A 21,965-nucleotide genomic window follows, 5' to 3' on the forward strand; every position below is an offset into this window, starting at 1 on the left:
CCTGTGAAACAAGGGCGCGGTCAGTCATGGATGAGTTTAAAGATGGGTTTTGGGTCTTTGGGTACGGATCTTTGCTCTGGAACCCAGAATTCGATTTTGTCGATCATGCACCCGCGACATTGATCGGCTATGCGCGGTCGTTTTGCATGTGGTCTATTCACCATCGTGGCAGTGTCGAGGTGCCCGGGCTGGTGTTGGCATTGGATGCGCAAACGGGCGCGACATGTCGCGGCGTGGCATTTCAAGTGGGGGCAGATACGGCTTTGCGCTGTCTTGCGGATTTGCGAGAACGTGAATTGGTGTCCTCTGCCTATTTCGAGCATCACGTGGATTTGCGGTTGGATGATGGGCGCGAGGTCACTGCCTTGGCCTATGTGATTGACCCTGAGCATGAACAGTACACCGGTCCGCTTACGTTAGATCGCCAAGCTGATATCATCGCATCAGCAACAGGAGGGCGGGGGCCAAACAGCGCCTATTTGTTCAACACAGCCGCCCATTTGACCGACATCGGCATGGAAGACGCCGAGCTTACGACGCTGGCAGACAAAGTTCGGATGCGTTTGCAGGCAAAGTCTTGAAATCGCGTGTTGGCAGAACGCCATTCGTCCCCTATCGTACATTCAACAGGAAACATTAGGTCAGGATAGGGTCAAATGGACCAACCCGATCAACAGGCGTTGCAGCATTTTTCACAACCCGTGAGACAGATCACCTTGATGGTGATTGTCCTTGGGATGGTTGGATTTGGGGGATACGTGGCTTTGCCGCGTGTTTTGCCTGTGTTTCTGGCCAATCCTTATCTCAATGGTTTCATCGGCTTTGTGTTTACCATCGGTGTTGTCGCCTGTTTTTGGCAGGTGGCGCAATTGGTGGGCTCCGTCAATTGGATCGAACGTTTTATTGGCATACGGCCCAAGCAAAAGGGTAAACGCGCGCCTCGGCTTTTGGCGCCGCTTGCGGGGTTGATGCGCGAACGCGGTGCGCAGTCGCAGATTTCCAGTTCGTCCTCTCGTTCGATTTTAGACTCCGTTGCTACGCGGATCGATGAAGCACGCGATATCACCAGATATATATCCAACCTACTGATTTTTTTAGGTCTTTTAGGAACGTTTTACGGTCTTGCGACGACCGTTCCTGCGCTGGTCGACACCATTCGGGCGCTGTCGCCACAAGAAGGCGAGGGCGCATCCGTTGTCTTTACGCGCCTGATGACGGGGCTAGAACAGCAACTCGGTGGCATGGGCACGGCCTTTGCCTCATCCCTTTTGGGGCTTGCGGGCTCGCTGGTTGTTGGTCTGCTTGAACTGTTTGCTTCCCACGGACAAAACCGATTTTTTCGCGAGCTTGAAGAGTGGATGTCCTCGATCACACGCATAGGGTTTTCCTCTGGTGATGGTGACGGCGAAATGTCTGGCGCTGCAGCCGTTCTTGATCATATGTCTCAGCAGATGGAGGGGTTACAAAACCTGTTCGTGCAGTCGGATGTCTCGCGTGCTTTGATTGATGAGCGTATCGATCAGCTGTCCAATTCGATTGACCGTATGGTTCGGCGCATGGAACATGATGGCGGCACGGGGGCTGCCTTGGATAAAATCGCCACCACGCAAGAGCGCCTTGTCACTGTGCTTGAAAAAAATGCTCTGTCTGAAGTCCATGGAAACTTGGGCGATGATGCTGAAAGCAGAATGAGATTGCGATCCATCGACGTCCAATTGTTGCGTATTCTCGAAGAACTCTCGGCAGGCCGCCAAGAAAGCACCACGGCATTGCGCGGTGAAATTTCTGCGCTGACGCGTGCTTTGCGCGATATCGCCGCGCAGGATCAATAGGTTATGGCCGTTTTGCGCCGGTCTTCGCAACGTATGTCTGGGTCGATTTGGCCCGGATTTGTCGATGCGATGACTGCGCTTTTGCTGGTTTTGATGTTTGTATTGACCATTTTCATGGTTGTGCAATCGATGCTGCGCGAAACGATTTCAGGACAAGAAACGGAACTCAACGCCCTGACATCTGAAGTCGAAGCCTTGGCGCGTGCTTTGGGCTTAGAGCAACAGCGTGCATTTGGATTGGAAGATCAACTTGGCACGATCCGCGCCACATTGAGTGAGGTGCGTGAGACGGCAACGGCTCAAACGGCATTGATAGCGGCGCTTCAGACGCAAAATGCCGAAAAAGAAGCACAAATTGCCTCGTTCGAGGCGCAAGTCGCCAGTTTGTTGTCCGAGCGTGATACGGCTTTGGCATTATCCGATGAACAATTCGCGACTATCGCAGAATTGGAAAGCGCAAATGCGCGCATTATTTCCGAGCAAGAAGCCTTGCAACTTGCTTTGGCTCGCGCTCGTGAGGAGATCGATGTTGCCACGGAAAATGCGCGTTTGGCAGCCGCCCGCCGTGAGGCTTTGGATGCTTTGGTGGCGCAGTTGCAAACGGATGCTGCGAATAAAGATGCTGCCTTGGCCGCCGCCTCTACACGCGCCGATGGGGCAGTCGAAGCCTTAAATGAGGCCGAGAAAAACCGCATTTTAGATCAAGCCGCTTTACATGCGTTACGTGATAAGCTGGCGACGTCGCAAGATGAGTTAACCGCATTGACCCTTGCGCTTGAAGAGGAGCGCAAGTCTGCAGAAGAAACGTTGACCTTACTCGCAGCAGCTGAAGCCGCCCGTCGTTCGCTTGATCTTGATGTACAGTCTCAAGTGTCTGAAGCAGAAAAGCAGGCGGCTTTGTTGGCAACGGCCAAAGCTGCGCTTGCGGATGAGAGTGAAAAATCGGCAGAAAGTGAACGCAAAGTGAGCTTGCTCAATCAACAGGTCTCGGCGTTGCGCAGTCAGTTGGCGTCTTTGCAAGCCATTTTGGATGATCGCACAGAGCGCGATGCCGAGGCCAATGTGCAAATTGATGCTCTGACATCGCGTCTTAATTCTGCTCTTGCTCAGGTCGCAGCCGAAGAGCGCCGCAGGGCGCAATTGGAAGAAGCCGAACGCAAGCGCTTGGAGGACGAAGCCAAGCAATTGCAAAATTATCGATCAGAATTCTTTGGCCGCTTGCGCGAAATTCTAGGGGATCGTGATGGCGTGCGCATCGTGGGCGATCGCTTTGTATTCTCTTCAGAAGTTCTGTTTGATCAGGGCTCAGCAACCTTGGCGACCAACGGCCAAACGCAAATCGCACGTGTCGCTCGTATTCTGTCCGAGGTGTCCCAAGACATTCCTGCGGAAATCGATTGGGTGATCCGCGTGGATGGCCATACCGATAAAGTGCCCCTGTCAGGGACAGGCGACTACAAAGATAACTGGGAATTAAGCCAAGCACGGGCCTTGTCCGTTGTGCGCTATATGACGGATGCGCTTGGGTTTCCGGGAAGTCGTTTGGCAGCGGCAGGCTTTGGCGAATTTCATCCGATTGCCTCAGGGGATAGTCCTGCTGATTTGGCTCAAAATCGTCGAATTGAGTTAAAACTCACAGAAAAATAGCTCTAGGGTACCACTGTAATTTGGTTCGTTTTGGCGTCGAACAGTTCTCCGTCACGTATGATCTGGACTGTGCCTACATAAGTACCAGCAGGCCACCCCGTTGATGATTTTCGCCCCGTTGCGTTGAAATATTGGGCTTGGGGCTTGTTCAAAGTAACATCGCGACTGGCAACCGTACCATTTGGACCGGTGAGTTCTAGACGCATGATATCGCTGTCTTGGCCCCCAAAAGCAAATCCAAATACGACCAAAGCAGAGCTGTCGGTGGGCAAGGTTTCAGCCTGTGCTGTGCCTGCTTTGACATCATTGTAATCTGGAATTTTGGACGTAATCCCGACAGATAATAGGCCTGATGACTGATAGGTGAGTGGGCTGTCCCACAGGGTGCGTGCATCGGTTTCACCGCATGTGGTTGTGGGGTCTGGCCGAAATGGGTCAACGACTTTGCCGTCTTTTCTGACTGCCAAATGAACGTGGGGAAACTCGGTCATGCCCGATAGACCAACATAGCCTAGGAGCGCGCCTTTGTCTAAGCGATCGCCTTTTTTGACGTGAATTGAGCCTTGCATCATATGGCAATATTGCGTGGTCCAGCCCGCGCCATGATCGATGACAAGCCCATTGCCACATTCAACGTCCGTCACGTCTGGTGCGCCCGCCGTGCGTTGGCGGTGGTCTTTCATGCCGTCGCGCGTTGCGGTCACTGTGCCTGCGGCAGAGGCAAGAACAGGCACATTGTCCTGTAAATCAAGGCCCGTCGGCAAAGCAAAGTCTGTGCCTTTATGGCCGTCATAGCTGAGATTGCCACAGGTGAAATCGGCCATAGCGTCACTAGGATCGGCATCGACGTAGTTTTGAATATAGCAGCTGTCGCCGATCACGCAGTCAATCGGGAGGCCCAAAGAGATATCCCCCGCCAGCACTGGGCTAGCGAGGGACATGGATATTGTCACAGACAATGTTCGAGCGCGCATCATCAATTTAATCAGCTGTCAGTAAAGGTGGCTTTTTGCGCGCGGCGATTTTGCGATCGCCTGGTTCTTCGATTCGTAGATCGATTTTCCCATCTTTGATGCCAACCTGAACAACACCGCCTTTGGCCAGTTTACCAAAGAGCAATTCTTCGGCGAGCGGTTTCTTGATGTACTCTTGGATCACACGGCCAAGAGGACGCGCCCCCATTTTGCTGTCATAGCCTTTGTCGCCAAGCCATTCGGCGGCAGCCTGTGTCAGTTCGATTTGTACATTACGGTCGATAAGTTGTGCTTCGAGTTGCAGTACAAATTTTTCGACCACTTGGAAGATCACGTCTTTTGGCAGTGGCGCGAAAGAGATCACAGCATCCAATCGGTTGCGGAACTCCGGCGTAAATGTGCGCTCAATAGCTGCGGTGTCTTCGCCCGTCCGACGATCACGACCAAAGCCGATGGCTTCTTTCGCTTGCTCTGCCGCGCCGGCGTTCGATGTCATGATCAAAATAACATTGCGGAAATCAACCGTGCGCCCGTTGTGATCGGTGAGCTTCCCGTTGTCCATCACTTGAAGCAGGATATTGTAGACATCAGGGTGGGCTTTTTCCATTTCGTCAAGCAACAGCACACAATGCGGATGTTGATCCACACCGTCAGTGAGCATGCCGCCTTGGTCAAAACCAACATAGCCAGGAGGAGCGCCAATCAAGCGTGAAACAGCGTGTTTTTCCATGTATTCGGACATGTCAAAGCGCAAAAGCTCAACCCCAAGCGTATCAGCAAGCTGTTTGGCCACTTCGGTTTTGCCCACACCCGTTGGTCCAGCGAACAAATAGTTGCCGATGGGTTTTTCAGGCTCACGCAGGCCCGCTCGCGCCAATTTGATGGCTGACGACAGGGCGACGATGGCGTCGTCTTGTCCAAAAACCACACGTTTGAGCGTGGCTTCGAGATCTTTAAGCACTTCCGCATCGCCCTTAGAGACGTTTTTAGCAGGAATGCGCGCGATTTTTGCCACCACTGCTTCGATATCTTTGGTGCCGATTGTCTTGCGACGACGGCTTTCCGCGACGAGATGTTGTGCCGCTCCAGCTTCGTCAATGACGTCGATGGCTTTGTCAGGCAGTTTGCGATCATGGATATAACGTGCAGCCAATTCGACAGCTGTTTTGATCGCATCATTGGTGTAGCGAATGTCGTGATGTTCCTCAAAATAGGGTTTGATCCCCATCAGAATCTTTACAGCATCATCGACAGAAGGCTCATTCACATCAATTTTTTGGAAACGACGGGCCAAAGCGCGATCTTTTTCAAAATGTTGACGGAACTCTTTGTAAGTTGTCGAGCCCATGCAACGCAGCTTACCACCCGCCAAAGCAGGTTTGAGCAAGTTAGATGCATCCATCGCACCGCCAGAAGTGGCACCCGCGCCAATGACTGTGTGAATTTCATCGATGAAGAGAACAGCATCGGGGTGATCTTCGAGTTCTTTCATCACGGCTTTGAGGCGTTCCTCAAAATCACCGCGGTATCGCGTGCCAGCCAGCAAAGCGCCAAGGTCAAGCGAATAGATTGTAGAGCCTGACAAAACGGCTGGAGTTTCCCCATCAACGATTTTGCGTGCGAGGCCTTCAGCGATGGCAGTTTTGCCAACACCAGGGTCACCGACCAAAAGCGGGTTGTTCTTACGGCGGCGACACAACACTTGGATGCAGCGTTCGACTTCATGCGAGCGCCCAATGAGGGGGTCCACATCCCCTTCAGCGGCCTTTTTGTTCAGATCGACGCAGTATTTTGCCAATGCGGATTCTTTTTCTTCGCCGCCAGATGTTGGTCCGCCCATAGCGGCCCCATCGCCGTCTTCGTCAGCGCCTGTGATCGGACGGGTTTCTTCAAAGTCAGGATCTTTGGCAACGCCATGCGCGATGAAGTTCACCGCATCGTAGCGTGTCATGTCTTGCTCTTGCAAGAAAAAGGCCGCGTTGGATTCGCGTTCGGCAAAAATTGCCACCAGCACATTGGCTCCGGTCACTTCAGTGCGACCTGATGATTGCACATGGATCGCCGCGCGCTGAATAACACGTTGAAACGAGGCTGTTGGGACAGCTTCAGAGCCTTCAACATCTGTGATCAACGTTGTCAGATCATCTTCGATATAGTCGACAAGCGTTTTGCGCAGGTCTTCCAATTCTACATTACAGGCCTGCATCACGCGGGCTGCGTCAGGTTCATCAATCAACGCGAGCAAAAGATGCTCAAGCGTTGCGAGCTCATGTTTGCGCGTATTCGCAAGCGCCAACGCTGCGTGAATAGCATGCTCTAGGGTGTTCGAAAATGATGGCACTGTGGGGGTGCTCCTTTCATTCGGGTCCAGACGGGACATATAGCGGCCCTATAGCCACCGTTGCCTCATACTCTTAAAGTTCGATTTATACTTGCGCACTTCAAGATATTTCTTGGTTAAGACACGTCATTTTGACCAGTCATTCCAATATTTGTTCGGCACAGCGTAGTTTTACCGCCCCTTTGTTATCATGATGTATGCTGTAGCCTTGTCTTTGCAAGGGCCAAATGCAAGATCAGAACCTGTCTTTTCGGGCGCGGATTTCAGTGAAAGCGTCTAAATCACTCGCATCGCTCATGCCGATGGCTGTTTTTAACGCTGAATCGTCAGCGCGCAAAAACGGGTTCGTGTCGATTTCTAGCTGCATTGTAGAGGGCACAGTGGGTAGGTTTTGTGCTCGTTTTGCAGTGATATCTGTGATCCGTGCTTTAAGGGCGGCGTTGTCAGGATCAACCGTGATGGCGAAGGCGGCGTTGCTTTGGGTGTATTCGTGGCCTGAGCAAACGGTGGTTTGAGGGGGCAAAGCGCGCAATTTTTGCAAGCTGTCCCACATTTGCGCAGGCGTGCCTTCAAACAAACGGCCACAGCCGAGCGCCATAAGACTGTCGGCGGTGAACAGGGTGGCGATGTCGGGCAGGTGGAACGCGATGTGGCCCACCGTATGGCCTGGTACATCAATGACGTGCACGGGGGTGCTTCCGAACATAAATGTATCACCGTCACAAGTTTGATAGGTGATCAGATCGGCGGGCAAACGGTGCATATCAGCGCGTGCAGCCACAACACGCGGGGACCATCCGCGAGAGGCACAGGCATCCAACAGGGGGGCCAGCCCGTCGATATGATCCCAATGGTGATGGGTGATCCATATATCCGTTAACGGCCAACCGCGTTTGTCCAACTCATCCAGAATAGGCGCGTGATCGGCAACATCGACAACAGCGGTCAATTCTGATGCCGCGTCATGCAGCAAAAATGCGTAGTTATCTTTGAGCACTGGCAATGTGACGAGTTCTGTCATGGTATTTGTCCGCTTTTTGAGTCATGGTCAATTTAACACTGTGTCATGGGCCTCGAATATTCAATGCATCTCGACGTTGTTGATCTTAGAAACTTTTACTACCGCACTGGTTTGGGGCGGGCGGCGCAGCGTGTGATCCGCAATCAAGTGGTGTCTTATTGGCCCGATGCGTCGCGCCAAACCGTAGCAGGTTTCGGCTTTGCCGTGCCGTTGTTGCGCCCTTATTTGGCCGATGCACGCCGTGTGGTGGCCTTAATGCCTGATCAACAGGGGGTCATGCATTGGCCTGCGGGTATGGAAAATACATCGACGCTGTGTCAAGAAATTCGCTGGCCGTTGCAAACGGGCGTTGTGGACCGACTTGTGGTGATGCACGGACTTGAGACTTCGGAAAACCAAACCGCACTGTTAGATGAATGTTGGCGCGTCCTAGGACCGGGGGGCAAGGCGTTGTTCATTGTCCCCAATCGTGGCGGGGTATGGTCGCGCTCTGACAGCACGCCGTTTGGATATGGGCGCCCTTATTCATTGGGGCAATTGGAAGCGCAGCTTAAGCTCGCAAATTTTGTGCCTGAACGCCACAAGGCCGTGTTGTTTCAACCGCCCTCGAATAAAAAATTCTGGCTGCGTTCTGGGCCAGTGTTGGAGAAAATTGGTCGCCAGGTGACGGATCACTTGGCAGGTGGGGTTTTGATGCTGGAAGTGTCGAAACAAGTTTACGCCCAAACAGGCACGGGGAGTCCCCAAGCCATCCGCCGTGCCAAAGGCGTATTGGGTGGGTTACGGCCTGTGCCAGAGGCGAAGCCGGCTTATACAGGAGCGGCGAAGCCGGCCTACACGGGCGCGACGAAGTCAGCGTAGTCGAGGGTGAAGAATCTGAGCGAGAGGTCACGTTGCTACTATGGCACTCATGCCAAGGCGCTGTGTCCTAAATGTTGGCAACCTGACGGGGGCCTTCACAGCCTCTAGCGTTATATCCATTGATGATGAAGCATGTTCTTAGTCTTGCCCTGTGAAGGAAACAGCGCGTTCATTTCTAAGATTCTGCTACAGATTCGTCCAATTCTGTGGAATTTTAGGCAGACCATTTAACTTTTTTTCATCCCTTTGGTAGCCCATTTCCCCTAAGTTACTGATTTTACGTAAATCACCCCGCGACATCTTGGCACGACTGGTCAGTAACAAGGTTGCGAGGTAGCAAATGCTCAGCTATACCCAGCGCGATTTTTGCTGCCTGTGCATCCGCACGGGCTTCTCAAGATGCCCGACCTTTGATGTACATAAATCCGTGTATTGAGGAGGGAAGGCCCAACGACATCGGAAGGGTGGACGTGTCCGAACCAGCTTCGATTTCCCGCGGTATTGCCGCACGCTATGCCACGGCCTTGTTTGATCTGGCCAAGGAAAGCAAAGAGCTAAAAGCGCTTGAGGGCGATGTTGCGTCTCTCGCATCGGCTTTGGCCGATAGTGCTGACTTGAATGCGGTTATCGCATCACCTGTTGTCTCGCGTGAGGAACATGGTGCTGTTGTTTCAGCAATCTCGAAAAAAGCGAAATTTTCGCCCATCATGGCCAATACTTTGGCCTTGTTGGCGCAAAACCGTCGTCTTTTTGTGCTTCCACAACTCGTGGAGACACTAAACGCCATGCTTGCAGAAGAGCGCGGCGAACTGACTGCGGACGTTACATCTGCTAAGGCTTTGACCAAAACGCAGAGTGACAAATTGGCCAAGACTTTGTCGGCTCAATTTGGCAAAGACGTCACCATCAATGCGACCGTGGATGATAGCATCATCGGCGGTCTTATCGTTAAAGTGGGCTCGAAGATGATTGATACGTCAATCGCCTCCAAACTCGCGTCCCTCCAGAATGTTATGAAAGAGGTCGGATAATGGGAATCCAAGCAGCTGAAATTTCTGCGATCCTCAAGGATCAGATCAAAGACTTTGGCAAAGATGCCGAAGTTGCTGAAGTTGGTCGTGTACTGAGCGTTGGTGATGGTATCGCCCGCGTTTACGGTCTCGACAATGTTCAGGCTGGTGAAATGGTTGAGTTCCCCGGCGGTATCCGCGGGATGGCACTTAACCTTGAAGCCGATAACGTCGGTATCGTTATCTTCGGGTCTGACAAAGACATTAAAGAAGGCGACACAGTTAAGCGTACGAACTCCATCGTGGACGTTCCTGCGGGTGACGAACTTCTAGGCCGCGTCGTAGACGGCCTTGGCAATCCGATCGATGGCAAGGGCGAAATTAAAACGTCCAAACGCCTCGTGGCTGACGTGAAAGCGCCGGGCATTATCCCACGCAAATCCGTTCACGAACCAATGGCGACAGGTCTTAAATCTGTTGACGCGATGATCCCAGTTGGCCGTGGCCAGCGCGAGCTCATCATTGGTGACCGTCAAACTGGTAAAACAGCTGTGGCGCTTGACACCATCCTCAACCAAAAATCCTACAACGATGCTGCAACGTCTGAAAACGACAAGTTGTACTGTATCTACGTGGCTATTGGTCAAAAACGTTCCACAGTGGCTCAGCTTGTTAAAAAGCTCGAAGAGTCCGGTGCGTCTGAGTACACAATCGTTGTGGCTGCGACTGCGTCCGATCCTGCACCTATGCAGTTCTTGGCGCCCTACGCTGCGACAGCTATGGCTGAGCACTTCCGCGACAACGGTCGCCACGCTTTGATCATCTATGATGACCTTTCAAAGCAAGCTGTGTCTTACCGTCAAATGTCCTTGCTTCTTCGCCGCCCACCAGGACGTGAAGCTTACCCAGGTGACGTTTTCTACCTTCACTCCAGACTTCTTGAGCGCTCTTCAAAATTGAACGAAGAGTATGGTTCAGGGTCTTTGACAGCTTTGCCTATCATTGAAACTCAAGGTGGCGACGTTTCTGCGTTTATTCCAACCAACGTGATTTCCATCACCGACGGTCAGATCTTCTTGGAAACTGAATTGTTCTACCAAGGTATCCGCCCTGCGGTGAACACTGGTTTGTCTGTGTCACGTGTTGGTTCATCTGCGCAAACAAAAGCGATGTCTTCCGTTGCTGGTCCAGTGAAATTGTCTCTCGCTCAATACCGCGAGATGGCTGCTTTTGCTCAGTTCGGTTCTGACCTTGATGCCTCCACTCAGCAATTGCTGGCCCGTGGTGCGCGTTTGACAGAATTGATGAAACAAGCTCAGTACTCTCCGCTGACCAACGCAGAAATCGTCTGCGTGATCTTCGCGGGTACAAACGGTTACCTCGACAAAATCGAAGTCTCTGATGTGGCGCGTTTCGAGAAAGGCCTTCTTGAGTTCTTGCGCGGCAAGCACAAAGATCTTTTGACTTGGATTTCTGATGAGGATCCAAAAATCAAAGGCGACGCCGCCGATAAGGTGAAGGCTGTTCTGGACGAATTCGCAGCAACCTTCGCTTAAGCCCGGGAAAAGGACAGTTAAATGCCTAATCTCAAGGACCTGAAAAATCGGATCGCGAGTGTGAAATCCACACGCAAGATCACGAAAGCCATGCAAATGGTCGCGGCCGCAAAATTGCGCCGCGCCCAAGATGCGGCTGAGGCGTCACGCCCCTACACAGAACGGTTTAACGCCGTTCTTGGGGCGCTGTCCGCATCAGTTGGTGGCTCTGATAGCGCGCCCCGGCTTCTTGCCGGGACGGGCAAAGACGATGTGCAATTGCTCGTCGTGATGACTGCAGAACGCGGCCTGTGTGGCGGCTTCAACTCTTCGATCGTGAAACTCGCAAAAACACGTGTCGCGGAATTGCAAGCGGCTGGCAAAACAGTGAAAGTTTTCACTGTTGGCAAAAAAGGTCGTGAACAGCTGAACCGTGAATTCGGTGACCTCTTGATCGGCCATGTCGATTTGAGTGGCGTGAAACGTTTGGGCTATGCCAACGCACAAGACATCGCCAAGGATATCCTTGGTCGTTTTGATGCGGAAGAGTTCGACGTTGCGACGATCTTTTATTCAAAGTTCGTCAACGTTGTGTCCCAAATTCCGACAGCTTTGCAGGTTATCCCAGCAGCATATGAAGCCAGTGAAGATGACGGTGGGGCGCTCTACGATTACGAGCCTTCCGAAGAAGCCATCCTCGCAGACCTTCTGCCGCGCGGCGTCGCCACGCAGATCTTTGCAGCTCTTTTGGAAAATGCTGCCTCCGAGCAGGGTGCGCGCATGTCCGCTATGGACAACGCCACACGCAACGCAGGCGACATGATCGACAAACTGACCATTCAATACAACCGTTCGCGTCAGGCTGTCATCACCAACGAGCTTATCGAAATCATCTCGGGCGCTGAAGCGCTCTAAGAACCGGAGTAACGAAACATGGCACAAGCAAAAGGCAAAATCACGCAGGTGATTGGCGCCGTTGTTGACGTTCAGTTCGTCGGCGACTTGCCGGCAATTTTGGACGCGCTCGAAACAGACAACAATGGCAACCGTTTGGTTCTCGAAGTTGCGCAACACCTTGGTGAAGGTACCGTTCGTACCATCGCTATGGATGCGACTGAAGGCCTCGTACGTGGCCAAGACGTGACAGCAACTGGCAACCAGATCTCTGTTCCAGTTGGTACAGCGACTTTGGGCCGCATCATGAACGTCACAGGCGATCCTGTTGACGAAAAAGGTCCAGTCAACACAACAGACCGCCGCGCCATTCACGGCGAAGCGCCTGCGTTTGAAGAACAGTCCACAGCAACTGAAATCCTCGTGACAGGCATCAAGGTTATCGACCTCCTCGCGCCTTACACGAAGGGTGGTAAAATTGGTCTCTTCGGTGGTGCGGGTGTTGGTAAAACAGTTCTCATCATGGAACTCATCAACAACATCGCGAAAGTGCACTCTGGTGTGTCTGTGTTCGCGGGTGTGGGTGAGCGTACGCGTGAAGGCAACGACCTTTACCACGAGATGATCGAATCCAACGTTATCGTTCCTGACAACCTTGAAGAGTCTAAAATTGCTCTTGTCTACGGTCAGATGAACGAGCCTCCCGGTGCGCGTATGCGTGTTGCTTTGACAGGTTTGACCCTCGCTGAGCAATTCCGCGACGAATCCGGTTCAGACGTTCTGTTCTTCGTCGACAACATCTTCCGCTTTACACAAGCCGGTTCCGAGGTGTCTGCGCTTTTGGGTCGTATCCCATCTGCGGTTGGCTACCAGCCAACACTGGCGACCGACATGGGCGCGATGCAAGAACGCATCTCATCCACAAAGAACGGTTCTATTACCTCCGTTCAAGCGGTTTACGTGCCTGCGGATGACCTTACTGACCCTGCGCCAGCGACATCTTTTGCTCACTTGGATGCGACGACCGTTCTCGATCGTTCCATCTCTGAGAAAGGTATCTACCCAGCGGTTGACCCACTCGGTTCCACATCTCGTTTGCTCGATCCTTTGATCATCGGCGACGAGCACTACAAAGTGGCGACTGACGTTCAGCAAATTTTGCAGCGTTACAAGTCTTTGCAAGACATCATCGCCATCCTTGGTATGGACGAGCTGTCAGAAGACGACAAAATGACTGTGACACGCGCCCGTAAAATCGAGCGTTTCTTGTCCCAGCCATTCGATGTTGCGAAAGTGTTCACCGGCGCTGACGGTAAACAGGTTCCTCTCGAAGACACTATCAAATCGTTTAAAGCTGTTGTGGCTGGTGAGTACGATCACCTTCCAGAGGGCGCTTTCTACATGGTTGGTGGCATCGACGAAGTGCTTGCTAAAGCTGAGAAAATGGCGGCTGACGCTGCTTAAGTCTGACACTCCAAACGGTTCGGGGTCTATGCCCATCAGGGCGTGATCTCGGATCGTTTGTCACCAATCATCGCGTAGATGCTTTCTACTGTGACGGATCGGTGGCAGGGGCAAAACGCTTTAAAGGAGGCCATTCATGGCTGATACTGTCCAATTCGACCTCGTCTCTCCTGAGCGCAAACTTGCGTCTATGGTTGCGACCGAGGTGCAGATCCCAGGCGCCGACGGTGACTTGACTGCGATGGCTGGCCACGAGCCAACCATCTTGTCATTGCGTCCCGGTTTCCTGACCGTAAAGGGTGCTGCAGGCGAAGAGCAGTTTGTTGTCACAGGCGGTTTTGCTGAACTGTCAGCAGACACCATTTCTGTTTTGGCTGAAATTGCTTTGCCACGTGCTGAAGTGACACCTGAGATTCTTGCTGATCTGGTGTCCACTGCAACTCAGGCGCATGAGGCGGCAGAGGTGGATGCGCACCACGAGACGCAAAAGCTTCTCGCGGATCTCGTCCACATTGCTGAACACTTGGGCTTCGACGCTCACCTGTAACGTCTGGCACTGTTTTGATTTTAAAAGCCCCTTGGTTCGCGCCAAGGGGCTTTTTGCATATAATATCCCGATTGTCGTCATTGTGGCTGCATCAAAATGCCGTAATGCGCACTTAGATCGTCTGAACGTGGACAAGACTAAAGGTGCAGCTTAGAGTGGCACAACTGACAATTGGCTGCTCCTTAGGCTTCGTCCGACCGATTGAGAACGCTAGAGATATACTGACTTATGCAAAGAATTGACACGCACCAACTGGGCATTGAGCAAGATTCCCTTTTGTTGTTTTCCGACTTCCAAGACGGTGGGGTGATGTGGACCGGCACTGGTCCGCGAGAATTGCGCCGCGTGATTGATTTCGATGAACCTTTTTCAACGCCGCCGATGATTACAGTTGGGCTGTCGATGCTTGATATTGATCAAGCCACCAACCACCGCGTTGATATCTGCGCTGAAATGGTAACGGAAGAAGGGTTTGTGATTGTGTTTCGGACCTGGGGGGACACCCGTGTGGCGCGTGTACGCGCCGACTGGATGGCCATTGGTCCAGTACGCCATGCCGATGACTGGGACGTTTAACACCCTGACAGACAGGCAATGGTCCAAAGCCTGAGCCTAAATTGAAAAGTGGCGCGCAAGGTTTCCCTTCCGCGCCACTTTTACATCGACTGTTCTGACCGTTTAGAAGTGGTAGTGGCCTTCGTACAAAGGCACCAAGGTCTCGTTGTCAAACAAAGACGACACCGATGTGCCGTTCCATGTGTTGATGATACCTTGGGCAAACAGCGGAGCAGTGGGCACGATGCGAATGTTAGGGCAATTTTTAACCGCATCGGAGGCTTGGATAGAATCCGTGATCACCAAGGATTTCATAACCGAATTGGTCACGCGTTCAACCGCAGGGCCTGACAGCACGCCGTGGGTGATATAGGCGTGGACCTCTGCTGCACCGTGGTCCATGAGGTTCTCTGCCGCCTTACACAGCGTACCAGCTGTGTCGCAAAGGTCATCGACGATGATACATTTTTTGCCTGCCACGTCGCCGATCACAGTCATTTCAGCAATTTCACCGGGCTTTTCGCGGCGTTTGTCGACGATAGACAAAGGCGCGTCGATGCGTTTGGCCAGTTCGCGGGCGCGGGCCACACCGCCAACGTCAGGGGACACCACCATGATGTCCTCCATGTTGTCCTTGAAGTGGTGTTTGATGTCCAAAGCAAACACAGGGGACGCATAGAGATTGTCCACTGGAATGTCGAAGAACCCTTGGATCTGTGTCGCGTGCAGATCCATGGTCAAAATGCGCTCGATCCCTGCTTCGACCATCAGATTGGCGACCAGCTTGGCCGAGATCGGCGTGCGGGCCTTGGTGCGACGATCTTGGCGTGCATAGCCAAAGTAGGGGATCACTGCCGTGATGCGCCCCGCACTTGAGCGGCGCAGGGTATCCGTGATGATCAGCAGCTCCATCAAGTTGTCATTGGCAGGGTTGGACGTCGGCTGGATGATGAACATGTCCTCGCCGCGCACGTTTTCGTACACCTCGACGAAAATTTCGCCATCATTAAAGCGTTCAACACGGGCGTCACACAGTTGCACATTCATCCCGCGGTGCATCGACAAGCGACGTGCGACAGACTGTGCGAGCGGTCTGTTCGCGTTACCAGAAATAAGTTTAGGTTCAGAAGCGTTTGCCATTGCAGCATTCCCGATGAGTTATTGAGCAAATGTCATGGAATCGTGATGTTGACACCGCTTACCATCCCTCTACGGTCTTGAAAACAGCGCTGATCAGGAGAGACGCATAATGAAACAAATTGACTACTATTTTTCACTGCTTTCGGGTTTTGCCTACATGGCGGGGGATCGTTTGGAAAAAATCGCGGCCAAGCATGACGTGGCGATCAACTATAAGCCTTATGACATCGTGACGATGTTTGATGCTTTGGGCGCGCAAAAGCCGGCCGATCGTCCTGAGGGGCGCAAAGTGTATCGCACTCAAGAACTCACGCGTTTGTCCAAGAAAACCGGCCTACCAATTAAACTGGATGCGCAGTTCTGGCCAACCAACGCAGCGCCTGCATCCTATGCAATCATTGCTGCGGTCAATGCGGGCGGCGGCGATGTCGCGGCTGTGATCGCGTCCTTGAACCATGCCATGTGGGCCGAAGATAAAGACATCGCCGATGACGCTGTGATCGCTGAGGCGCTCAAAGCAGGCGGGTTCGATCCGATGCTGTCGATGACAGGGATGCTGCAAGGGGCGGAAACCTATGTGCGCAACACGGAAGAGGGCTTGGCTGCGGGCGTCTTCGGGTCACCATTCTACATCGTCAAAGACTCAGACGAGCGGTTTTGGGGTCAAAACAGCCTTGAGGACCTAGAGCTTCACCTTGAGGGCAAAATCTAGGCGTTTCAGTCTAATCTGCGAAAGCGGCCAGCAAAGCGTCCACATGCGCAGGCGTCGTGGACCAGCTGGCCACAAAACGCGCCATCTGCGGCGTGTCTGGATCATCGGTCAGCGCGGTGTCCGCGCCCCAGATATGATAGACAGCACCTTTCGCCTTGGCCTGCGCATGTTTGGCGCGGGGCAGGGTGGCAAAGATCATATTGCCGTCGACGCTATAATTCAGATGTCCGCCCAGATCAGTGATCCCAGCAGACAAGCGCGCGGCCATAGCATTGGCATGGGCCGCCAATTCAAGCCACAGATCATTCTCAAGCCATGCCAAAATCTGCGCCGAGACAAAACGCGCTTTTGATATATTGTGCCCGCCACGCATCCGTTGGCTTTCAAAGGCTTGGGCCAGTTCTGGATCAAACACCACGGCGGCTTCTGCGGCCATTGCACCGGTTTTCGTGGCTCCCAGCGAGAGCGTGCTCAATTCGCGGGTCATTTCCCAAGGTGACGCGCCGCTTGTGGCCATCGCATTGGCAAAGCGCGCGCCGTCGAAATGGACGGGCAGGGCAGATGCCGTGGCGATCTCTGCGATTTGGGCTGGCGTATAAAGTTCGCCAAATTCGGTGAGGTTGGTCAAAGACACAGCGGCGGGCGGCATCCCGTGTACATCGGTGTTGCTGCGGTCCTCAGATACTTTTGCGCGCAACAGATCCGCGTCAATGCGGCTGTTTTGTGAAGGCAGCGCCTTGAGCTTTGCGCCCCCTGCATAAAACGTCGCAGCGCCGCGTTCATCGACTTCGATATGCGCGGTCTCGTGGCAATAGATCACACCCCAAGGCGGGGTCATTGCCGCCAAAAGTGCCGCATTGGCGCCCGTGCCAGAGGTCATCGGATAGACCCGCGCATCAGGGGCATCAAACATATCCCGTAAGCGTTCTTGCAGCGCGCCTGTGTAGTGATCATTGCCATAAGCAGGGGCAAAGCCACTATTGGCTTCGGCTAGGGCTTCCATGATTTTGGGGTGAACCCCAGAGGTATTGTCAGAGGCGAAAAACATCAGACTGGTTCCTCGATGATGTGGTGTTCCCAGTCATCATCTTCTACGTTCAATTCAGAGACTGTCATACCTTGCACCGAGACGCCCGCGTCATGGACGCTTTGCGGATCGCCGGTCAAAAGCGGGTGCCATTTGGGCAGGGCATGGCCTTTGTGCAGCAAACGGTAGGCGCAGGTCTCGGGCATCCAATAGATGTGTTTTTCCAAGGTGTTGGGGGTCAACATAATGCATTCTGGTACAATGCTTTTGCGCGTCTCATATTGGCCGCACTGACAGCTTTGATCATCAAGCAAACGACAGGCCACACGGGTCAAAAACACGTCGCCTGTGTCCTCGTCTTCGATCTTGTTCAGACAACATTTGCCACAGCCGTCACAGAGCGCTTCCCACTCGTCGCTGTTCATTTTGGTGAGAGGCACTTCCTCCCAAAAGCGGGGGCGCAGGGTCATGTGAGAGACGCCAAAATGCGCCGTGCTTTGTCGCAATCGGCGTGCATCTGGGTGATCAGATCATCCAAGTTGGAAAACTTTTCTTCGCCGCGCAGGAATTCGACAAACCCGATCGACAGATGTTCGCCATACAAGTCGCCATCAAAATCGAAAATGAAGCTTTCAAGGCAAGGCACATTCGCCCCAAAGGTCGGCTTGACGCCCAAGGACGCAGCGCCGTGATAGCTGCCTTGGTTTTTGCCTGTCAGCACATCGACCAGCACGGCATAGACGCCAAATTTAGGTGCGTGCAGCCCGTCGATGGACATATTCGCGGTGGGAAATCCTAGGTCGCGCCCACGCTTGTCGCCGTGGTTCACTGCGCCCTCGATACGGTGCCAATGGCCCAGCATATCTTTGGCGTGGGTCATGCGCCCGTCGGCCAAAGCTTCGCGAATGGCGGATGATGAGGAAATTCCACTTTCGGTTTTCAACAAAGGCGCGACGGTGACGCCAAAGCCCATCTCTTTGCCGTAGCGCACCAAATCGTCGGCTGTGCCTGCACGGCCTTGGCCAAAGCAAAAATCAGATCCGACCACAACATGACTGAGGCCAAGGCCGTCTTTGAGAACGTTTCGCGCAAAGTCTTCGGGAGGCATCGCCGCCAATTCAGCCCCAAAAGGCAACTGAAACAGATGTTCGACACCATTTTTTTCCAAGCGACTTTGTTTCGATTCCGCATTCATCAGGCGAAAGGATTTGCTGTGTGGGGCAAAATATTCGCGGGGATGGGGCTCGAACGTCAAAATGCCAAGCGGGCCATGCGCGCGCGCGATGTCAATCACCGCACAATGGCCAAGGTGAACGCCATCAAAGTTTCCGATAGCGGCACTGGCCCCACGGGCGGTGTCAGGGATGTTTGTCCAATGTGTGTGCGTCTTCATGGGGCTCCTCGCGGGGCAACCCCCGCGCGTCAATCAAATTTGCGGCTGGGCGCAAGCACCATGGCGTCGCCCTTTAGAACCACGGTATCGCCCACCGAGCACTTACATTCAAGGGCGACACGTCGTTTCGCATGGATGATATCGCTCACTATGACCTCTGCCAGCACCATATCACCGGGCCGCACAGGGGCGAGAAACTTAAGCGTTTGCCCTAAATAGACCGTCCCATGACCAGGCAACTGCTCGCCGATGACCGCAGAAATGAGACCTGCGGTCAGCATACCATGGGCGATACGGCCTTCAAAAATGGTGTCTTGAGCATAGTCGTCATCCAGATGAACGGGATTGCGGTCGGTCGAAACCTCGGCAAACAGTTCGATATCACGGTCTGTGACGATTTTGCGCAAGGATCTGGTCATACCGATTTCGATATCTTCAATACAGATCGTCCCGCGGGGAAAATTGTCGAGCATATAAGGCGAGTCCTTGGTCATGTTGCGTTGCAGCATAACACAAGGTAGATCATGGGTCAATTTAGCACGCAACTTAATTGCACAATCTTGCCAGATTAAATTATCAAATTGCGCGATGAATTTTTGGTCGAAATTAGCGTAAAAAGGAAATTGCTGCCGTTGGTGACAGATTTTGGTCCGCAAGCCACATTTTCAAACGCTCAGGCTCTGGATGTGCTGGATCCTCGCCAAACTCATGCGCAGCCAAGCCGCCAGTGATGAACAAAACGTCCAAGCCTTCGCCAATGCCCCCCATAACGTCTGTGCCAATGCCATCACCGATACACAAGATTTTCGCGTCATCCACCTGCGCGATTTTTGACAAGTGCCGACGCGCAAGATCATAAATAGGTGGATGAGGTTTGCCAAAATACAGGCTTTCGCCGCCCATTTCAGTGTAAAGAGCGGCCAGAGCCCCTGCGCACCATTCCCGTGTTTCGCCGCGATCCACAACGATATCAGGATTGGCGCAGAGCAATTTGAGCCCCTTTTGCTTGGCATATAAAAACTCAGGCCTATTTACATCGACATCAGCCATAGAATCACGCGGGCCAGTGCAAACGATGCCTTCGGCCTCTTCTAAAGGCACTGTTTCAATCTCAAGCGCGTCATCCAAAATATCGCTGGGGGCAAAGAACACCGCGATCTCGTCAGGCGTGCCGATGTGGTACACTTTTTGACCGACAGCGCCCATATGCATCGCCGTGCGTGCAGAATCGCCTGAGGTGGCGATGGCGTCATAGGCGTCTTCGGGCACGCCAAAGCTAAGCATCTGTGCTGCAACCGAGCGCCAAGGGCGTGGAGAGTTGGTCACCAAAATCACGATACCGCCACCCTTGCGGTAGTCTTGCAAGGCTTTCACAGCCTCTGGAAAGGCTTTAATCCCGTTGTGCACGCAGCCCCAAAGATCAACAAACAGTGCATCGTAATTGGTGGAAATCTCGGACAGGTTTTGGATCAAGCGGGTCATAGCGGCCTCATGCATTGCGGTTCATGGCTGTGGTATAGATTGGGCATGTAAAAGGAAAGAGACGGGCGCCGCACGCGCAGTCTTCAAAGGTATTTTACGAGAAACAGACGGTCTTGGCCGAAATGCGCCTTTGTCAGGCGCCCAAATTCTGTATAGCCGAGTGCTTTGTAAAATTCAGGTGCTTGGAACGCGAATGTGTCGAGCCAAATGCCGTGCTTGCCAGCTTTACGGGCACGATCTTCGACCGCTCTTAGCAACTGCTGTCCGATACCGCGCCCTTGGGCTGTGATATCGACAGCAAGAAATTGCACAAAAACCATGTCTTTGCTGGCCTTGGCTGTTAGTCCGCCAAGGAAAACATCATCTTCAGTTGCATCAATTTGCCAATGCTCTGTTTCAAAGGGGACACCTTTGTGCAGGGCATCGGCGATCAAAAGATCCAAAATGCGTGCTTCACCTTCGGGAGTTTTTTCGACGTGTGACAGCTCTATCATGTAAAACCTCATGCATAATAACGAAAAGGGCACCCCGATGGAGCGCCCTTTAGATCATTTAGATATTCCGTAACGCTTAGACTTTGAGGTTCGGAATGATTTGTTTCTTGCGAGACATGATACCAGGCAAAACAACTGCATCGCCGGTCACTGTCGCGCCGAATGATTTTTCTGCGACGGTTTTGACTGTGTCGTTTTGGATGAACAAAGTCGCTTCCTCGTTCAAGATGTCGACAACGAACAAGAGCACGTGATCCACGCCATCCTCGGCGGCGACATCAACCATGGAACCCAAAAGGCTAGCCTTGCGGTCGAGCACGATTTTCGGTGCCGTCGTTTCCAAAACAGAGACGCGGAACTTTGTGCTTTCAACAGTGAACTCTTTTGAATCCATGCGGATCAGATCAGCGTCAGAAAAGGCGGAGACGTCAGATTTGGCCTCGAACAATTCAGCCGCATAGGCCGCCATATCGATGTTCAATTCAGCCGCCAATTTCTGAGCCACAGCTTTGTCGTGGTCTGTTGTGGTCGGTGAACGGAACTCAAGCGTGTCAGACAAGATGCAAGACAGCATCAGGCCTTTGACCCAATCTGGCATTTTGGCCGCATCTTCGCCCATCAGGTCGAACATGATCGTCGCGGTACAGGCCAGAGGGCGGATTGTGATGTCAATCGGGCCTTTGGTTTCCAAGCCACCCACCAGTTTGTGGTGGTCGATGATCGCCGTGATATCAAGGTCGTTGATATTATCTGGCAATTCAGCTGGATTGTTGGTGTCAACGATGACAACTTTGGTGTCTGCGTCAAATGCGGTTTTGATTTGTGGTTTTGGGCAATCCCACTTTTTGATCACAAAAGCCGCTTCTGTATTTGGCTCGCCCAGCAAAACAGCTTCGGATGCCTCGCCTTTGATCTCATTTAGGTACCACGCCCAGATGATAGGGGAACCTGTGGAATCGGTGTCAGGGGATTTGTGGCCAAAAACGAAAGTTGTCATGTGATATATCCGTAAAAAGAGCGATTTCTCGTTCTTATA

The 21,965-nt window shown here is 52.9% G+C and carries 22 protein-coding genes; 11 read left to right on the forward strand and 11 right to left on the reverse strand.

What is annotated here, in order from left to right; genetic code table 11:
- The first annotated feature begins 26 nt into the window (after positions 1–26).
- From KO503_RS01505 to KO503_RS01515, 3 genes are all read left to right on the forward strand, one after another.
- Positions 27–581: a gamma-glutamylcyclotransferase gene (locus KO503_RS01505; RefSeq protein ID WP_215989833.1), complete on the forward strand. Its 555-nt coding sequence runs from the start codon at positions 27–29 to the stop codon at positions 579–581.
- Positions 582–656: 75 nt separating this feature from the next.
- Complete coding sequence (locus KO503_RS01510) at positions 657–1,832, forward strand: biopolymer transporter ExbB (protein WP_215989834.1); 1,176 nt, start codon at positions 657–659, stop codon at positions 1,830–1,832.
- A gap of 3 nt (positions 1,833–1,835) precedes the next feature.
- Positions 1,836–3,479, forward strand: coding sequence for a peptidoglycan -binding protein (locus KO503_RS01515; RefSeq protein WP_215989835.1), 1,644 nt, complete (start codon positions 1,836–1,838; stop codon positions 3,477–3,479).
- A gap of 2 nt (positions 3,480–3,481) precedes the next feature.
- Here the strand turns inward: KO503_RS01515 and KO503_RS01520 are convergent, their stop codons facing one another.
- The 3 genes from KO503_RS01520 to gloB form a co-directional block, all read right to left on the reverse strand.
- On the reverse strand, positions 3,482–4,420 hold the full coding sequence (locus KO503_RS01520) for a M23 family metallopeptidase (protein ID WP_252730896.1): 939 nt from the start codon (positions 4,418–4,420) through the stop codon (positions 3,482–3,484).
- A 40-nt stretch (positions 4,421–4,460) separates the two neighbouring features.
- Positions 4,461–6,794: an ATP-dependent Clp protease ATP-binding subunit ClpA gene (gene clpA / locus KO503_RS01525; RefSeq protein WP_215989957.1), complete on the reverse strand. Its 2,334-nt coding sequence runs from the start codon at positions 6,792–6,794 to the stop codon at positions 4,461–4,463.
- A 235-nt stretch (positions 6,795–7,029) separates the two neighbouring features.
- Complete coding sequence (gloB, locus tag KO503_RS01530; RefSeq protein WP_215989836.1) at positions 7,030–7,815, reverse strand: hydroxyacylglutathione hydrolase; 786 nt, start codon at positions 7,813–7,815, stop codon at positions 7,030–7,032.
- 63 nt (positions 7,816–7,878) lie between these two features.
- Here gloB and KO503_RS01535 point away from each other — a divergent pair, with 63 nt between their 5' ends.
- From KO503_RS01535 to KO503_RS01565, 7 genes are all read left to right on the forward strand, one after another.
- Positions 7,879–8,676 carry a methyltransferase domain-containing protein gene (locus KO503_RS01535; protein ID WP_215989958.1) on the forward strand — a complete coding sequence of 266 codons (798 nt, stop codon included), beginning with the start codon at positions 7,879–7,881 and terminating at the stop codon, positions 8,674–8,676.
- 470 nt (positions 8,677–9,146) lie between these two features.
- Positions 9,147–9,707 (forward strand): F0F1 ATP synthase subunit delta, encoded by a 561-nt coding sequence (locus tag KO503_RS01540; protein WP_215989837.1) that lies wholly within the window; start codon positions 9,147–9,149, stop codon positions 9,705–9,707.
- Positions 9,707–11,242, forward strand: coding sequence for a F0F1 ATP synthase subunit alpha (gene atpA, locus KO503_RS01545; RefSeq protein ID WP_215989838.1), 1,536 nt, complete (start codon positions 9,707–9,709; stop codon positions 11,240–11,242). Before KO503_RS01540 ends, atpA begins: the two co-directional genes overlap by 1 nt.
- Before the next feature lie 21 nt (positions 11,243–11,263).
- Positions 11,264–12,136: a F0F1 ATP synthase subunit gamma gene (locus KO503_RS01550; RefSeq protein WP_215989839.1), complete on the forward strand. Its 873-nt coding sequence runs from the start codon at positions 11,264–11,266 to the stop codon at positions 12,134–12,136.
- A gap of 18 nt (positions 12,137–12,154) precedes the next feature.
- Complete coding sequence (gene atpD, locus KO503_RS01555; protein WP_215989840.1) at positions 12,155–13,579, forward strand: F0F1 ATP synthase subunit beta; 1,425 nt, start codon at positions 12,155–12,157, stop codon at positions 13,577–13,579.
- Between the two features lie 136 nt (positions 13,580–13,715).
- Positions 13,716–14,126, forward strand: coding sequence for a F0F1 ATP synthase subunit epsilon (locus KO503_RS01560; RefSeq protein ID WP_215989841.1), 411 nt, complete (start codon positions 13,716–13,718; stop codon positions 14,124–14,126).
- Positions 14,127–14,354: 228 nt separating this feature from the next.
- Positions 14,355–14,702, forward strand: coding sequence for an H-type lectin domain-containing protein (locus KO503_RS01565; protein ID WP_215989842.1), 348 nt, complete (start codon positions 14,355–14,357; stop codon positions 14,700–14,702).
- Between the two features lie 102 nt (positions 14,703–14,804).
- Here KO503_RS01565 and KO503_RS01570 read toward each other — a convergent pair whose 3' ends face one another.
- Entirely contained in the window at positions 14,805–15,821 is a 1,017-nt protein-coding gene (locus tag KO503_RS01570; RefSeq protein ID WP_215944703.1) for a ribose-phosphate pyrophosphokinase, read from the reverse strand.
- Between the two features lie 109 nt (positions 15,822–15,930).
- Here KO503_RS01570 and KO503_RS01575 point away from each other — a divergent pair, with 109 nt between their 5' ends.
- Positions 15,931–16,533: a 2-hydroxychromene-2-carboxylate isomerase gene (locus KO503_RS01575; protein WP_215989843.1), complete on the forward strand. Its 603-nt coding sequence runs from the start codon at positions 15,931–15,933 to the stop codon at positions 16,531–16,533.
- Positions 16,534–16,543: 10 nt separating this feature from the next.
- On the opposite strand, the gene KO503_RS01580 is transcribed toward KO503_RS01575, so the two are convergent.
- The 7 genes from KO503_RS01580 to KO503_RS01610 form a co-directional block, all read right to left on the reverse strand.
- On the reverse strand, positions 16,544–17,581 hold the full coding sequence (locus KO503_RS01580) for a threonine aldolase family protein (RefSeq protein WP_215989844.1): 1,038 nt from the start codon (positions 17,579–17,581) through the stop codon (positions 16,544–16,546).
- Positions 17,581–18,030 carry a YcgN family cysteine cluster protein gene (locus tag KO503_RS01585; RefSeq protein ID WP_215989845.1) on the reverse strand — a complete coding sequence of 150 codons (450 nt, stop codon included), beginning with the start codon at positions 18,028–18,030 and terminating at the stop codon, positions 17,581–17,583. The genes KO503_RS01580 and KO503_RS01585 overlap by 1 nt, the downstream gene beginning before the upstream one ends.
- Positions 18,027–18,953 (reverse strand): bifunctional riboflavin kinase/FAD synthetase, encoded by a 927-nt coding sequence (locus tag KO503_RS01590; protein WP_215989846.1) that lies wholly within the window; start codon positions 18,951–18,953, stop codon positions 18,027–18,029. Before KO503_RS01590 ends, KO503_RS01585 begins: the two co-directional genes overlap by 4 nt.
- Before the next feature lie 29 nt (positions 18,954–18,982).
- Positions 18,983–19,426 carry a MaoC family dehydratase gene (locus KO503_RS01595; protein WP_215989847.1) on the reverse strand — a complete coding sequence of 148 codons (444 nt, stop codon included), beginning with the start codon at positions 19,424–19,426 and terminating at the stop codon, positions 18,983–18,985.
- Between the two features lie 133 nt (positions 19,427–19,559).
- Positions 19,560–20,435: a TIGR01459 family HAD-type hydrolase gene (locus KO503_RS01600; RefSeq protein ID WP_215989848.1), complete on the reverse strand. Its 876-nt coding sequence runs from the start codon at positions 20,433–20,435 to the stop codon at positions 19,560–19,562.
- A gap of 83 nt (positions 20,436–20,518) precedes the next feature.
- Entirely contained in the window at positions 20,519–20,929 is a 411-nt protein-coding gene (locus KO503_RS01605) for a GNAT family N-acetyltransferase (protein WP_215989849.1), read from the reverse strand.
- Positions 20,930–21,005: 76 nt separating this feature from the next.
- Positions 21,006–21,926, reverse strand: a complete 921-nt coding sequence (locus KO503_RS01610; protein WP_215989850.1) for a manganese-dependent inorganic pyrophosphatase — start codon at positions 21,924–21,926, stop codon at positions 21,006–21,008.
- Positions 21,927–21,965: the final 39 nt, after the last annotated feature.

It is taken from the genome of Pacificibacter marinus (genome assembly GCF_018860505.1).
GTDB classification, from domain to species: Bacteria; Pseudomonadota; Alphaproteobacteria; order Rhodobacterales; family Rhodobacteraceae; genus Celeribacter; species Celeribacter marinus_B.